Source organism: Skermania piniformis (genome assembly GCF_019285775.1).
In the GTDB taxonomy this organism is placed as follows: Bacteria; Actinomycetota; Actinomycetes; order Mycobacteriales; family Mycobacteriaceae; genus Skermania; species Skermania pinensis.
Genome location: NZ_CP079105.1, coordinates 357,428 through 372,302 on the forward strand (window position 1 = coordinate 357,428; position 14,875 = coordinate 372,302).

The following is a 14,875-nucleotide window of genomic DNA, read 5'->3' on the forward strand; positions in this document are numbered from 1 at the left end:
ACGACGACGGCCGTGCGTTGCGCGTTCACAGGTATTCCTCGTTCCTGGTCGTTGGACATAACGCTGCGTTGTTGGACATAGCGCTGGGTCAGTAGACGTCGCGCACATAGCGCTGTTCGGCCGCGAGCGCGGCGAGGTAGGAACGAGCACTTTTCGGCGCCATCTGACCGTGTTCGGCGACGATGCCGCACAGCGCCTCGTCCACGTCGCGAGCCATCCGCGCGGCGTCGCCGCAGACGTACACGTGCGCGCCGCGCCGGAGCCATTGCCAGAGTTCGGCGGCATGTTCGCGCATCCGGTGCTGGACGTACACCCGCTCGCTGCCGTCCCGGGAGAACGCCAGGTCCAGCCGGGTGAGCACGCCCCGTTCCTGCAGTTCGGCCAGTTCGTCGCGGTAGTAGAAATCGCAGGCTTCGTGCTGCTCGCCGAAGAACAGCCAGTTCGGCCCCCCGGCGCCGCGCGCCGCCCGTTCGCGGAGGAAGCCGCGAAACGGTGCGACGCCGGTGCCCGGGCCGATCATCACCGCTGCGGTGTCCGGGTCCTCCGGTGGCCGGAAATGCCGGGTGGGCTGCACGAACACGTCGACTTCGGCGCCCGGCTCCAGCTCGGCCAGGTAGCCGGTGCACAGCCCATGCCGAGTGTGGTCGCCGCGTTGGAACCGGACCACCGAGGTGGTGATCGCCACCTCGTCCGGGGTGTCCGACGGGCTGGAGCTGATCGAGTACAGCCGCGGCGTGATCGGGTGCAACACGGCCAGCCAATCGTCGATCGAGGCGGTGACCGGATGCTCAGCGAGCAGGTCGAGCGCTTGGCGGCCGTGGGTCCAGCCGGCGAAATCGGCCGGTCGGGAGAGCACGGTGGCCAGCGCGGCCGACGGCGCCCGATCCTGCACGAACCGGACCAGATCCGGTGTGATCCGGGTGATGTCCAGTCGCTCGGTCAGTGCTTGCACCAACGGCATTCGCTCCTCGGCGAGGGCGATCGGGGCCGCACCGGCCAAGCCGGTTCGGTCCAGCCATTCCGCGACCACGGCGGCCCGGTTCACCGGGCGGATGCCCAGCGCGTCCCCGGCGCGGTACGGTAGCTCGGCAGCCAGCAGCTCGAACGTGAACGTGCGCACGTCTTTTGCCGATTCCGGTCCGCTGAGCCGGACCCCGGCCCGCAGCGTGGTGCGCAACGGGTTGGTGCGTGAGTAGCTCGGTGCTGCGCCGGCGGGCACGCCCCCCACCGGGGCGGGCGTGTCGGTGCTGTCGCCGGGGTCCAGCGCGGCGAGCACGGTGGACAGCCAGCGGGCTGCGGTCGCGGCGTAGTCCGGTTCGCACAGTGCCCGGTCGGCAATCCGAGTCGCTCCGACATGTTCGAGCCGGGCGTCGAGTTTCTTGGCGAAGCCGCAGAAGTCGGCGTAGGCCGGATCGCCGAAGCCGAGGACCGCGTAGCACAACTGATCCAGCTCGCCCGGTTCGGCGATGGCGAGCGCGTCCCACAACGCCAGCCCGTTGTCCGGGGCGTCGCCGTCGCCGGTGGTCGCCACCAGGAAAAGCGCTGTGCCGGTCAGATCGGCGACCGACACCACCTCCGCGCCGTGCACGGTCACCGCGATGCCGGCCGCGGCGAGCGCGGCGGCGCATTCTCCCGCGTAGCCCTCGGCGGTGCCGGTCTGGGAAGCCCAGATCAGTTGCACCGCAGGTTTATCCGGTGCCGTGGTGGTCGGATCGGGAGCGGGATCGGCCGCGGTGGCGAACACCCCGGCCAGCACGCCCTCGAACCACGATCGAACGGTCGGGGACAGCGGTGTCTGTCGGGGGATTGTCGGGGTCCGGCCGGCGGGCGGGTTGGCGCGCAACCCGGTCAGATAGCCGCCCAGGAAGCCGGCTTCGCTGGAATCGAGCGCACCGGGACCGATCATCGCGTGCGGCGCCAGGATGGCGGCGAGCGCGGCGAGCGCCGGATCGGTGTCCGGTTCGGCCGAATCGGCGGATGGCGGCTCGACCGGGGCGGCCACCGGGGTCACCGCGACCGCGCACAGCTTGAACTCCGGTTGCAGCGACTCGGGATCGACGGCATCACTGGTCACGGCGTTGATCGCCAGATCGGCGCCGAAGGCGTCGTTCCAATGCATCGGCGCGAAGCAGACCCCGGGACGGACCGCGTCGTCGATCGCCACCGGAAGCACCGCGCGGCCGCGCCGGCTGCGTACCTCCACCGAACCGTTCGGTTCCGCCCCGATCCGCGCGGCGTCCTCGGGATGCAGTTGCAGGAACGGTGCGGGATCGAGCGCGTTCAGCTTGGCCACGCGGGCCGTCTTGGTCATCGTGTGCCATTGGTGCGCGAGCCGGCCGGTGGTGAGCAGCATCGGGTAGTCGTCGTCGGGCAGCTCGGCGGCCGGCAGATACGGCCGCGGCAGGAATCGGGCCCGGCGGTCGGGGGTGGCGAAGGCCAGCTGCGGCACGCTGCCGTCCGGCGCGGTGTAGCGATCCTGGCTGATCCCGTCGTTGCGGTAGCGGATCGGGTTCCGCGCCGGCCCGCCCGGCGCGGCGGGCCACTGCACCGGTCCCGTGCGCAGCCGGTCGTAGTCGACCCCGCGCAGATCCCAGCCGGTGCGGGGATTGTGAAACCGGCTGAGCTCGGCGAACACCGCGGCCGCATCCGGGTAGTCGAAGGCGTCCGGGTAGCCGAGTTCGCGAGCGATGTCGCAGATCAGCAGCCAGTCCGGCCGCGCCGCGCCGGGCGGGGTCAGGGCCGGACTGCAGTGGGTGAGGGTGCGCTCGGAGTTGACCATCACCCCCTCGGCCTCGGACCACAGCGCGGCCGGCAGCACCACGTCGGCATAGGCCGCGGTCTCGGTGCCGGCGAACGCCTCCTGCACGATCACCGTGTCGGCGGTGCTCAGCCCGGCGATGACGGTGTCCCGATTGGCCATCGAGGCAACCGGATTGGTGCAGATGATCCAGGCGGCCCGGATCTCGCCGGCCGCCATCCGCCGGTACATCTCCACCGTGCCGCCGCCGGCGACCGGCCGGAGTGTGTCGGGCGGCAGACCCCAGATGTGCTCGGCGAAGGCGCGATCGGCCGGATCGAGCGCGCTGCGCTGGCCGGGCAGCCCGGGACCCATGTACCCCATCTCCCGGCCGCCCATCGCGTTCGGCTGACCGGTCAGCGAAAACGGTCCGGAGCCGGTGCGGCAGATCGCGCCGGTGGCCAGGTGCAGGTTGCACAGCGCGTTGGTGTGCCAGGTGCCGTGGGTGGATTGGTTGAGCCCCATCGTCCACAGGCTCACCCAGTTGTCCGCCCCGCCGATCAGCTCGGCTGTTCGCCGGATGTCCGCCGCGGCGAGGCCGGTGAGCTCGGCGACCAGGTCGAGCGGGTATTCGGCCAGCAGTGCCGGCATCGCGGCCCAGCCGTCGGTGTGTGCGGCGATGAACTCGGGGTCGATGGCGTCGGCGTCGACCAGCAGCCGCAGCAGCCCGTTCAACAGGGCCAGGTCGGTGCCGGGTCGGATCGGCAGGTGGAGGTCGGCCTTGCGGGCGGTCGCGGTGCGGCGTGGATCGATCACGATCAGGGTGGCGCCCTGCTTGACCCGGTCCAGCATTCGGAGAAACAGGATCGGATGACAATCGGCCATGTTCGACCCGATCACCAGGAACACGTCGGCATGGTCCAGGTCGTCGTAGCTGCCGGGTGGGCCGTCGGCGCCGAGCGACTGCTTGTAGCCGGTGCCGGCCGAGGCCATACACAGCCGGGAGTTCGACTCGACCCAGCTGGTCCGCAGATACCCCTTGGCCAGCTTGGTCGCCAGGTACTGCGCCTCCAGCGACATCTGGCCGGACAGGTAGAGCGCGATCGCGTCGGGACCGTGCTCGTCGCGGATGGCACGCAGTCGGCGGCCGGCCTCGGCGACGGCCACCTCCGCCGAGACCGGCACCGGCTCGGCGTCCCGGTCGGCGCGGACCAACCCGGTGGTCTGTCGCCCGCCGCTGTTGAGCAGGTCGGCGGTGGTGGCGCCTTTGGTGCACAGCCGGCCGCGATTGGCCGGATGGTCGGCGCGGCCGCTGGCAGAGGTGACCTTGCCGGCGCTGACCTGCAGGTTCATTCCGCAGCCCACGCCGCAGTACCCGCACACGGTGCTCGCCGTCCTCGTCCCAGCCACGCATCCACGGTCGGTCAGCCGTGTTTCGATCTACCGAGGGACGGGTTACGCCGAGGTCAACTCGCCCGCGCAGTCCCGAGGTCGGTGACGTGCGGACGCGAAATCGGGTTGCCTTCCCGGGGCTCGAAGCGTCAATCTGGCAGTGCGGGGAAAACGGGAATCACGCGAAATCATCATCACTGTGCCGAGGAGAGATCTGTGCGTGCGTTGCAACCCCTACAGTTTCCGGCTTACCGGTGGCTGTTCGGATCGCTGGTCTGTTCGTTGCTCGCCGAAGGTATGTTTCTCGTCGCCCAGGTATGGCAGGTGGTCGAGCTCGGCGGTGGTCCCGGCCAGCTGGCCCTGGTGACCACCGCGACTGCCGTCGGCATGGTCGGGACCGTGCTGGTCGGCGGTGTGCTGGCCGACCGGATCCCGCAGAAGCGCATCCTGCTCGGTGTCGCGGCGGTCCAGACCGCGGTCTGCGCGGTGCTGGCGGTGCTGTCGCTGAGCGGGCTGCTCACCTTGTGGCAGCTCGTGGCGGGTGCGCTGATGATCGGGATCGCCGGTGGTCTGTACTTTCCGGCGTACTCCGCGTTGGTGCCCGCGTTGGTCCCCGCGGAGCAGCTGCTCGCGGTGAACGGTCTGGAAGGGATGACCCGTCCGGCGCTGGCGCAGGCCGCCGGACCGGCCGCGGCGAGTGGGCTGATCGCTGCCGCGTCCCCGGGCGCCGCCCTCGCGGTGGCCGCGCTCACGTCCGGGTTGACCGTGCTGTTCGTGTCCTGCATGCCGCTGACCCCGGTTCGGCGCGCGGTCGACGACGGTTCGCCGTCGGCTCGGCGGCTGGTCCAGGATGTGGCCGACGGTTTCCGCTACATGGCCCGCACGCCGTGGTTGCTGGCCACGCTGTTGTTCGCCAGTTTGATGGTGCTGGTGATCATCGGCCCGTTGGAGGTGCTGGTCCCGTTCGCCATCCGGGACCACACCGGCGGCGGGCCGCGCGAGCATGCGCTGGTGCTGGTTGCGTTCGGCGTCGGTGCGGTGGTCGGTCCGGCGATCGTCGCTTCTCGCCCGCTTCCGCGTCGTTATCTCACGGTGATGGTGACGATGTGGGGTGTCGGCTGCGTGCCGATGGTGGTGTTCGGTCTGACCTCGCAGCTGTGGCTGATGATCGTCGCCGCGTTCGTCACCGGCCTGTTGTTCGACGGTGCCCAGGTGATCTGGGGTACGTTGCTGCAGCGGCGGGTGCCGGCGGAATTGCTCGGCCGGATCTCCAGCCTGGACTTCTTCGTCTCGCTGGCGTTCATGCCGGTATCGATGGCGCTGTCCGGAACGGTCGCCGGGGTGGTCGGCCTGAAAACGGTGTTTCTGGTCGCCGGTCTGGTTCCGATCGGGCTGGCGGTGATCGCGATAGCTGCGGCCCGGATGCGCCAGGACGAGCTATCGCATCCGCTGGATGCCCCATCGGTGCGGGTACCCGATCACGGCTTCATCAGCCGGTAGTCGTGCTCAGACGCCAGGCGGTGCCGCCGCCGGATGCCGGTGCGACCAGAACGCTTGCACCCGGTCGACGATGCTGGCGAACCCGTCGTCGTCCAGTCCGTAGGTGCTGACCACCAGCAGCTCCTTGCCGGTACCGGCGGCGGTGATCACCAGGCCGGGTCCGAGTGCGGGCACTTCGGCGCCCACCCGGTCGTGGTCGGCGAAGAACGGAAGTCCGGGTGTGCCGAACGGTGCGGGTTCGGCACCGGCGGTGCCGACGGCCGTCGCCAGCGGCTCCGGACCCAGCTCGCCCGCCGAGACGAACACCGTGCGGCGGGCGCGGCCGGGCTGGCGCTCCAGGGCGAATCGCAGCTGCTGCGCGAAGATCGTCCATCCTTCGGTGACGTCGTCGTAATAGCCGGCCCGTTCCTGCGTCGCCGGGGGGCGGGGGCCGCGCACGATCTGCAGTCGGGTCCCGCCGGGGACCTCGGTCAACTCGAATCGGTCCCCGGTGGCGAAGTCGCCCGGGGCCTGACCGGCGAGACGCAAGAGATGGTGTGTGTCGTCGGCCAGCGCATGCTGGTGGTAGATGAAGTCGATCTCCTGGTCGAGACCGTCGAAAACCCAACCGTGCCAATTGCGTATCTGATCCCGCTCGCGCAACGCCGACCACACCTGCGCCACCGGGGCGGCGATGGTGACATCGATGACGGCTGACGGTTCGCTCAAGGCAACTCCTGTGCGTGGGCCGGACCGGGCGGGCTGACCGGGCTCGGTCGGGTACCCGAGCAGAGACGCTCTACCCGCCGCGAGTGCCCGCGAGAATACCGGTCGGTCGTCGGCGCTCGGCACCCGGTCGAGAGCGGGATTCGCTCGGCAGGCGGACACCGGCAGATCCGGATAAGCTGCAGAGCAGTGGGCCGGCAGCCAGGCAGCCGGCCGGATCTGGGTACCGAATCGTCGTACCGCAGCAGGAGGATCGCGAAAGTGCGTAATTTTTTCTGTCCCAATTGCGGGCAGCGGCTGGCATTCAAGAACTCGGTCTGCCTATCTTGCGGCACCGCACTCGGATTCAAGTTGTCCGAGTGCGCGCTGATCGCACTGAACGATCCGCAGAACCACGCGGACTACTGCCTGTGCGAAAACCTGCACACGGCGGAATGCAACTGGGTGGTCGATGCGGCGACCGGTGGCATGTGCGAGTCCTGTCGGTTGACCCGCACCCGACCGGCCGATTCCGACACCACTGCGATGGCCGAGTTCGCCGATGCCGAGATGGCCAAGCGCCGGTTGATTCTGGAGCTGGCGGAATTGGGCCTGCCGATCGTCGGACGGGACCGGGACCCCGAAACCGGTCTCGCGTTCGACTTGTTGGGCAGTGGCCAGGAAAACGTGATGACCGGCCATCAGAACGGCGTGATCACGCTCGACCTCGCCGAAGGCGACGACGTACACCGGGAACGCCTGCGGATCGCGATGGACGAGCCGTATCGCACCTTGCTCGGTCACCTGCGGCACGAGATCGGCCACTACTACTTCACGAAGCTGGTCACCAGCGATGCAGAACTCGCCCGGTTCCGCGCGCTGTTCGGCGATCCGGACGCCGACTACCAGGAGGCGCTCGATCGGCACTACCAGGACGGCCCCCCGCCCGGCTGGGAGAGCGAGTATGTCTCGTCCTACGCCACGATGCACCCGGCCGAGGACTGGGCGGAGACGTTCGCGCACTACCTGCACATCCGGGACACCGCGGACACTGCCGCCGAGTTCGGGTTCGCTCCGGCCGGGGCGACGTTCGAGCGCACCCGGGGTCGGCTCGGGCCGGCGGCGTTCGATGCGTTGATCGAGCTCTGGCTACCGCTGTCCTGGGCGCTGAACATGCTGAACCAGTCGATGGGGCACCCCGACATGTACCCGTTCGTGCTGCCCGAACCGGTCCTGGCGAAGATGCGGTTCGTGCACGACATCTGCGTCTCGTCGCGCTCAGCGGGCTCGCAGCCGCTCCCGGCGTAGCCGGTCCACCTCGGCCAGGTCCAGCGGTGGCAGATCGTCCATACCCAGGGCCCGGGCGAGCAGCAGATCGGCCAGCTGCGGGTTGCGGGCCAGCGCGGGCCCGTGCAGGTAGGTGCCGATCACCGAGCCCTGCACGGCGCCCTCGCCACCGTCGCCGACGCCGTTGCCCACCCCGCGGGTGACGGTGGCGAGCGCGGTGGCGTCCGGCCCCAGCGTGGTGCCGCCGCGGTGATTCTCGAATCCGGTCAGCGGTGCGTCGAGGCCCGGCAGGTTCGGGGCGGTGACGATCTCGCCGATCGCTCGGACCGCTTGCGGCGCGGTGGTCAGATCCAGCATGCCGACCCCGTCCACCCGCTCGCCGCCGGATGTCTCGTACCAGTGGCCGAGCACCTGGATCGCCGCACAGATGGCCAGCACCGGCGCGCCGCGCTCGGCCGCCCGCTGCAATCCGGGATAGCGCTGCAAGTGCTTGGTCGCCAGGCGTTGCGCCGAATCTTCAGCTCCACCAAGGGTATACAGATCGAGCGATTCGGGTACCGGATCAGCCAGGGTGATCTCGACGACCTCAGCATCGATCTCGCGCAGCCGCAGCCGTTGTCGCAGCACCAATGCGTTGCCGCCGTCGCCGTAGGTGCCCATCACATCGGGCAAGACCAGACCGATCCGAACCGGGTCGCTCACGCTCGGGCCTCCAGCTTCCGGTTGAGATCGCGGAACGCGGTGTAGTTGGCCAGTACCTCGACGCGGCCCGGCGGACAGGATGCGATTGCCGCCGACGGATCGGGCAGCAGAGTGTGCGGTACGTCGGCGTAGGTGAGTCGTACCGCCAGATCGGTGCCGCGCTCGCCGCTGGCGACCACCTGGACACCCTCGAAGTGCTCGAACCGAACGTCCCACAGCCAGGACAGATCTTCGCCGTCGGGTACCTGCCCGTTCACCGCGATGACCAGTCCGTCCGCGGTCGGGTCGACCATCGACAGCGCCTCTTGCCAGCCGGCCGGATTCTTGGCCAGCAGCATCCGCACCCGATGCGCGCCGAGCTGCATCGTTCGATAGCGGCCGGCTACTTCACCGACGCCGGCGGCTGCCGCGACGGCGGCAGCCGGATCGGCACCCAGCGCCGCCGCTGCGGCGACGGCTTGGGCCGCGTTGCCCCGATTCGCCCGGCCGGGCAGGGTCAGGCTCATCGGCAGGACGAGCCCGTCCGGCCCGTACAACGTGTCCGCATCCAGCCACCATTGTGGGGTCGGCCGCGCGAAATCTGCTCCGGTGCTGCGCCAGTGGTCGCCGGTGCCGTCGGTTCCCGGCTCCCAGATGATCGGTTCACCCGACCGCGGGCAGCTGGTGGCGTCGAGCCCCCAGCCGCTACCGGCCGCGACCCAGACGACCTTCGGTGCGTCGTAGGCGGCCGAGGTGATCAGCACGTCGTCACAGTTGGCGACGACCACCGCGCTCGGGTGCCGGGCGAGTCCGGCCCGGATCTTCCGTTCGATCATATTGATCTCGCCGACCCGGTCGAGCTGATCGCGGCTCAGGTTCAGCAAGACGATCGCGGCCGGCTCCAGCGCGTCGGCGACGTGCGGCAGATGTAGCTCGTCGACCTCGATTGCCGCCAGCGGGGCGTCCTGCGCGGCGGTGAGCGCGGCAGCGATGCCGGCGTCCATATTGGCACCGTCCTGCTGGGTCGCCACGTCGCCGACCGTGGCCAACGCGGCGGCCGTCATCCGGGTGGTGGTCGATTTGCCGTTCGTTCCGGTGATCAGCACAGTGCGCCGGTCCCGGCCGAGTTGCCGGAGCAACGTCGGGTCGATCTTCAGGGCGATCAGGCCGCCGATCATCGAACCCTTGCCGCGCCCGGCACGCTGCGACGCCCACGATGCGAGGCGGGCTGCCCGCAGCGCCAGCCGCCCGCGCGGGGTGAGTTTCGCCGCCATCGCGTTCCTCCCGACTTGTGCTGATTCCCGGTGATGTACAGATCCGGTGGGTCCGGGTGAGTCTTGCACAGTGCCGACCGGGTCGCCCGGCTCAGCGCTCGGCCGAGGAGCCGGCCGGACGTTGCGCGCCGGCCGGCTACCGGTTATGCGGATCGAGGGTTCAGACCTCGATAGTCGTGCTGCTGTCGGATGGGGTGCTGCTGTCGGATGGGGTGATGGGCACGACGACCCGGATGGTCGTGGTGTTGCCGTTGCGGCCGGTAGCGGTGACGGTGATGTACTCGAACTTGTCCGCGTCGGTGGCGTCGGGCAATCCAGCGGCATAGCGCGCTGCGGCAGTGGGCGTGTAGGTGACCGTGCCATCGCCGTTGTCGGTGACGGCCCCGTGTCGGAGTTCGGAGATGGCGACCGCGGGGAGATCCTCGCTGCCGAGGTCGTCGATGTCGACGTGATAGGTGATGGCGCCGCTCGTCACGTCGGTCGATTCGGGGGTGACGAGCAGGATCGGGAGCGGCCCGACCGGCAGACCGGTACGAACCAGGACGACCCCGTCGCGGATCGTGTTTCCGCCGGTCGGTGGGGGGCGGGGGTTTCGCCATTGGGTGACGACTACGAGGGTTGAGCCGTCCGGCGACATCGCCAGGCGATAAGGCGCACCGAAGCTCCCGGTCGTGTGGACCGCACCGTTGGTGGTGTCGGCGGCGGTGACGTACAGCGGGGGTTCGCTGAGCGCGAGGCCGTCTTTGCGGCTGGCGAATGCGACGATGGTTCCGTCGCGGGAGAAGGTCGGTTCCACCACTGCGCCGTACCAGGTGGTCGGCACACCTGCAGCTCTGACGTACAACGTGATCTCGCCGGTGGCGTTGTCGATTCCGACCAGCTCGGCAGAGTCGGAGACGAAGTACACGTGGGTCCGGTCGGGGCTGTTGACCAGCGATAGCACCTGTCCGGCGGGCGCGCTGACGAAACGGGTTGCGCCGGTGGCAGTGTCGACGGAATACAGGTCGTCGGCTATTGCGTAGTACCCGCGGGTCCCGTCGGTGCTCAGGAGGACCTGCCCGACGCCGGGCTCGGTGGTGCTTATCGTGTTCGTGGTGCCGGTGGTGGTGTCCACGGCGAGGAAAGTTGCCGCACCGGTGGGGTCGATGGTGGCGAGGTAGACGGTGCCGTCGGCGCCGACTGCGGTGCTGCGCGGCCGGCCGGGGGCAGTGGTCGTGGTCGAGGTCCCGCCGGGGATGTCGACGGTGGTCAGGTAGGTGGCGCCGTCGCCTGTGGTTGTGCCGGAGGTGAGATAGGCGTGGCTGTTGTCGGCGGCGAGCAGCAGGCTCGTCGGGTCACCGGGCTGTGTCGCGGTGGCGGTGGCGCCCGTGCCGGTGTCGAGCACGGTGAGGTGGGCGATGGTGTCGCCGGAGTCGGCGGACATGGTTGTGCCGACGACGTAGCGTCCGTCGCTGGTGAATACCAGAGGTTGGTCGGCGGCGCTGCCGGGAGCGTTCACGGTGCGGGTCACGGTCGCAGTGGCGGTGTCGAACACGGTCAGTACCGCACCGGTGGGGGTCTGCCGGACGAAGGCGCCCTGGCCGTCGCCGGGTGCGAGCACGACCGGCCCGGCGGTGCCGGGCCCGACGGCGACGCTGGTTAAGGCACCGGTTGCCACGTCGAGCACGGTCAGGTAGCTCGTGTCGGTGGTGCTGCTGGTGACGTACGCCGTGGTGCCGTCGGAGTTTTCGGTGGGTGGGGTGGCGGCGCCGGGAAGGTTTGCGACACTCCGGACGGCGCCGGTGTCGGTGTCGAGGATCTGCAGCCTCGTCGTCGGTGGCCCGACGTAGGGGCGGTAGTCCCGAATGTAGACGCGGCTGTCGCGCGTCGAGTAGGACGGGTATCCGCTGGGGCTGTAGGTGGCGATCGGGGCGATGGGGACGGCCAGCTGGAGCGTGGTGGTTGCGCCGGTGCTGTCGGTGGCGGTGGCAGTGACGAACTCGAACTCGGCGGCGTCGCCGGTTTGTGAACTGGCGGCAAAGCTGGCCTCGGGGGTGGGGGTGTAGACAACGGTCCCGTCGCCGTAGTCGGTGATGCTGCCGTGCACGAGGGGGCTCACGGTCACGGTCGGCAACTGGTCGTCACCATCGAAGTCGCCGACGTCCACGCGGTAGGTGACCGCGCCGTTGTACGGCGAGGTGGCGATCTGGGTGGCAACCAGGACCGGCGGTTGACCAGCCGTAGCCGCGGTTGTCGTGGCGGTGTCGCTCAGGCCGGCATCGCTGTTGCGCCGCATCCACCACATGAGCAGCCAGGGGGTGGGTGGGGTGGCGGGGGGTGTGCCGGCGCCGCCGAGCAGGGGGAGTCCGGCCAGGGCGAGCAGACCGGCGGCCGGCGCGGCGTCGATGCTGTCGGGTGCGGGCGTGTGGTCGGCAGATATGTCGACGAGGGTGTCGGGGTCGGGGCCCGGGCCGATGGTGCGGATCTCCGGTGTCCCGGTTCCGGCGGTTTCGGCTGCCGGGGTGTCCGGGCTTGCGGTGGAGATGGCCGCCGGGGCGGAGGTTTCGTCGGGGTCGGTCCGGGCCGGGTTCCGAGTGGCAACGACCGGATCGGGTGCGGTGGTTTCGGGCATTGTGGTCGTCGCGGCTACTGCGGCGGCTTCGGATACGGCGGCGCCGGCCGAGGTCGAGTGCGGCAGGGGAGTGGGGGCCAGGTCCGGGATCACGGTCGAGGTTGCCGGTTCCGGGGTGAAGCCGGTCGGCGGTTGGTTTGCGGCGGTACCCGAATCCGCAGCGCCCGACGCGGTAGATGGGGGCGCGGAGTCGGTAGGTAGGGGCGCTGTGGGTAGGGGCGCTGTGGGTATGGGCGCTGTGGGTATGGGCGCCGAGGGTGCGGTCGCTGAGTCGATCGTGGGGTTCGTCGGCTCGGAGCTCGGCGCGGTGCTGTCTTCGGCCGGCTCAGCTACTTCGGCCGCGGGACTTTCCGCCGCGGGCGCTGCTGGTTCTTTGGTCGCTGTCGACTCTTTGCTGGCGGCGGGCTCTTTCGTGGCGGCGGGCTCTTTCGTGGCGTCGGTGTCCCTCCGGCCTGAGTCCGTCGCCGCTGAGTCGTCCGATTTCCCGCTGTCTGATGTCCCGCTGTCTGATGTCCCGCTGTCTTCGGCCGACTTGGCCGAGCTGTCTCCGGCGCGAGATGCTCCCGAATCGGACGTGCCCGAATTGGCTGCCGAGCCGTCGCCACCCGGCGTAGCGGACGCCAATCCCTGTCCGGTCAGCACGCCGACGCTGACCCCCATCGCGGCTGCCAGCAGCCGGGTCCCGTAGTGCTGTCGACACCGTCGCTGCGTGTTTCCCCCGAGCCGCATGGCGAGCCTTCCGTTCCCCCGGGCCGGTGCTATTCGACGGCTTTCGACCCGTATTGATAGCAATTATGTGTAGAAATGCTAACCAAAGCAGCCAAATTGGCGATACAAACCGACGATGAATGAAGTTTCAGGGCTCAAATTAGCCACTTCGAACATCGCTCAGTGTCGGGGTTCGCCCGGGTTTGCCGGACCGTTGAAGTCGTCGGCGACCATCGCGGCGAGTTCCAGCAGCGCCTTTCTGGTCGCTTTACCGACCAGCTCCAGATCGATCTCCGCACCTTCCGCGAGATGGTCGTCGAACGGGATCACCTGGACGGCCCGGGTGCGGTCGAGGAACAGTCGGCGGAGCTGATCCAGATCGACCGTCGATGCGCCGCGTCGGGACGAATTCACCACCACAACAGTGCGTTTCACCAAACTGCCGTAGCCGTGATGGTCGAGCCAGTCCAGTGTCGCGGACGCACTGCGCGCGCCGTCGATCGCGGGGGAGGTGACCAGGACCAGTGAGCTGGCCATCGTCAGGACGCCCGACATGGCGGAGTGCATCAGCCCGGTGCCGCAATCGGTCAGGATGATGTTGTAGAACTGCTGCAGAACGGCCACGGCGCGCCGGTAATCGTCGGCGCTGAAGGCTTCGGAGACTGCCGGATCTTGCTCGCTGGCAAGGATTTCCAGTCGGCTCGGGGCCTGCGAGGTGTGCGCTCGGACATCCGAGTAGCGATGGATCGCCGGGTCCTCGAGCAGGTTGCGGACCGTCGAGCGGGTCTGCCTGGGTATCCGGTGTGCGAGCGTGCCCAGGTCCGGGTTCGCATCGACCGCGATCACCCGATCGCCGCGTAACGCGGCGAACGTCGAACCGAGGCCGATGGTGGTCGTGGTCTTGCCCACGCCCCCCTTCAACGACAGGATCGCGATCCGGTAGTCGCCGCGTACCGGCTGGTTCACCCGATCGACGAGCTCGCGATAGGCGATATCGGCGGCCGATTCACCGGGATTGATCGCGCCCCCGGAGATCTTGTGGATGGCCCGCCGCCAACCGCTGCGGGGCGGCCGCTTGGCCCGCTTGAGCAGGCTGAGGTCGTTGACCGCGCCGCCGGTCGCGGGCGGAACCGGAGCTCCGGCCGGGTGCGACGGGGAGAGCGGCGGTTGGGCCGGGGCGGTCTGCCATGCCGTCGGCGACGGGGTCGGCGGCGGGTGCATCCGGTAAGCGGGCGGCGCCATCGGGGGCAGCTCGTCCACCGAGCGGGCGCGGTGTTGCGCACGGTCGTCGGCGGGTGGCGCCCAGCTGTACACCGGCCTGGGCTGCGCGGATTGCGGCCGGGGCGGGGTGTCGAAGCCCGGCCCGGGTGGGGTTTCGAACCCTGGCCGGGGTGGGATATCGAAGCCGCGTCCGGGTGTGTCGAAGTCGGCGGCCGGCTCGGCGTGGCCCGACGCGGGGGCGGCCGGGTAGTCCGCGCGGGGCAGCGTGTCGTAGCCGTGGGTCACCGGTTCCGTTCGCCCGGGCGGCGTGTCGTACTCCGCCGGGGCCGGGTAGCCGCTGCTGGGCGGCACGGTAGTGGCGAAGGTGGCTGCGCTCGAGCCGGACTCGGCCGGCGCGGACTCGTCGGGGTAGGCGATCTCCAGCGGGATCGAACGGATCCGCCGCGGCAACGGCGGCAGGCCGGTTCCGCCCGGCGTCGGGCCGGTAGCCGCGACCGGATTCGGTTCGACCGCTGGTTCAGGCGAACTGGTTGCGGGCGAGAGGAATTCGGTCGACGAAGCGGCCGCTGTGCCGCTCGGAACGGGGTCGGTGCGGCGGTCGGGCTCCGACTCGGCCGACCCGCGCAGCCACGGTGGCGGACTCGGATTGAATTCGTTCGTCGTCACACTTCCCCCAACGTCCGAGCATGGCGATGGCCTCTGTTTCCGGCCTCACGCTAGCACTAGGTTCGACTAGCAGTAGGAAGGGTGACGTAAAGACCTTATTCGGCGATCAATGCC

The 14,875-nt window shown here is 69.6% G+C and carries 9 protein-coding genes; 3 read left to right on the plus strand and 6 right to left on the minus strand.

The genetic code is table 11. The annotated features are described in order from the left end of the window. Positions 1-88 precede the first annotated feature (88 nt). Positions 89-4,090 (minus strand): bifunctional nitrate reductase/sulfite reductase flavoprotein subunit alpha, encoded by a 4,002-nt coding sequence (locus KV203_RS01585; protein WP_066466973.1) that lies wholly within the window; start codon positions 4,088-4,090, stop codon positions 89-91. Positions 4,091-4,345: 255 nt separating this feature from the next. On the opposite strand from KV203_RS01585, the gene KV203_RS01590 reads away from it, so the two are divergent. Then, a complete protein-coding gene (locus tag KV203_RS01590) occupies positions 4,346-5,629 on the plus strand; it encodes an MFS transporter (RefSeq protein ID WP_246600429.1) in 1,284 nt (427 codons plus the stop codon). Between the two features lie 6 nt (positions 5,630-5,635). On the opposite strand, the gene KV203_RS01595 is transcribed toward KV203_RS01590, so the two are convergent. Continuing rightward, positions 5,636-6,337 (minus strand): SRPBCC family protein, encoded by a 702-nt coding sequence (locus KV203_RS01595; protein WP_066466972.1) that lies wholly within the window; start codon positions 6,335-6,337, stop codon positions 5,636-5,638. 258 nt (positions 6,338-6,595) lie between these two features. Here KV203_RS01595 and KV203_RS01600 point away from each other — a divergent pair, with 258 nt between their 5' ends. Further along, positions 6,596-7,621, plus strand: coding sequence for a zinc-binding metallopeptidase family protein (locus tag KV203_RS01600; RefSeq protein ID WP_066466971.1), 1,026 nt, complete (start codon positions 6,596-6,598; stop codon positions 7,619-7,621). Here the strand turns inward: KV203_RS01600 and KV203_RS01605 are convergent. The 3 genes from KV203_RS01605 to KV203_RS01615 form a co-directional block, all read right to left on the minus strand. Beyond that, complete coding sequence (locus tag KV203_RS01605) at positions 7,592-8,260, minus strand: type 1 glutamine amidotransferase (protein ID WP_066467218.1); 669 nt, start codon at positions 8,258-8,260, stop codon at positions 7,592-7,594. The two genes, KV203_RS01600 and KV203_RS01605, sit on opposite strands and share 30 nt — an antisense overlap. 38 nt (positions 8,261-8,298) lie before the next feature. Next, complete coding sequence (locus tag KV203_RS01610; protein WP_066466970.1) at positions 8,299-9,555, minus strand: Mur ligase family protein; 1,257 nt, start codon at positions 9,553-9,555, stop codon at positions 8,299-8,301. Between the two features lie 160 nt (positions 9,556-9,715). Then, positions 9,716-12,166 (minus strand): PQQ-binding-like beta-propeller repeat protein, encoded by a 2,451-nt coding sequence (locus tag KV203_RS01615; protein WP_066466969.1) that lies wholly within the window; start codon positions 12,164-12,166, stop codon positions 9,716-9,718. Between the two features lie 244 nt (positions 12,167-12,410). Here KV203_RS01615 and KV203_RS01620 point away from each other — a divergent pair, with 244 nt between their 5' ends. Continuing rightward, entirely contained in the window at positions 12,411-12,854 is a 444-nt protein-coding gene (locus tag KV203_RS01620) for a hypothetical protein (RefSeq protein WP_157079653.1), read from the plus strand. Positions 12,855-13,054: 200 nt separating this feature from the next. On the opposite strand, the gene KV203_RS19495 is transcribed toward KV203_RS01620, so the two are convergent. Then, entirely contained in the window at positions 13,055-14,761 is a 1,707-nt protein-coding gene (locus KV203_RS19495; RefSeq protein WP_246600431.1) for a MinD/ParA family ATP-binding protein, read from the minus strand. Positions 14,762-14,875: the final 114 nt, after the last annotated feature.

Bases quoted from the DNA above. Each gene is read 5' to 3' on its own strand.
- KV203_RS01585 (WP_066466973.1), bottom strand. From the start codon at position 4,090: ATGAACCTGCAGGTCAGCGCCGGCAAGGTCACCTCTGCCAGCGGCCGC.
- KV203_RS01605 (WP_066467218.1), bottom strand. From the start codon at position 8,260: ATGGGCACCTACGGCGACGGCGGCAACGCATTGGTGCTGCGACAACGG.
- KV203_RS01610 (WP_066466970.1), bottom strand. From the start codon at position 9,555: ATGGCGGCGAAACTCACCCCGCGCGGGCGGCTGGCGCTGCGGGCAGCC.
- KV203_RS01615 (WP_066466969.1), bottom strand. From the start codon at position 12,166: ATGCCCGAAACCACCGCACCCGATCCGGTCGTTGCCACTCGGAACCCG.
- KV203_RS01620 (WP_157079653.1), top strand. From the start codon at position 12,411: ATGGGCGCCGAGGGTGCGGTCGCTGAGTCGATCGTGGGGTTCGTCGGC.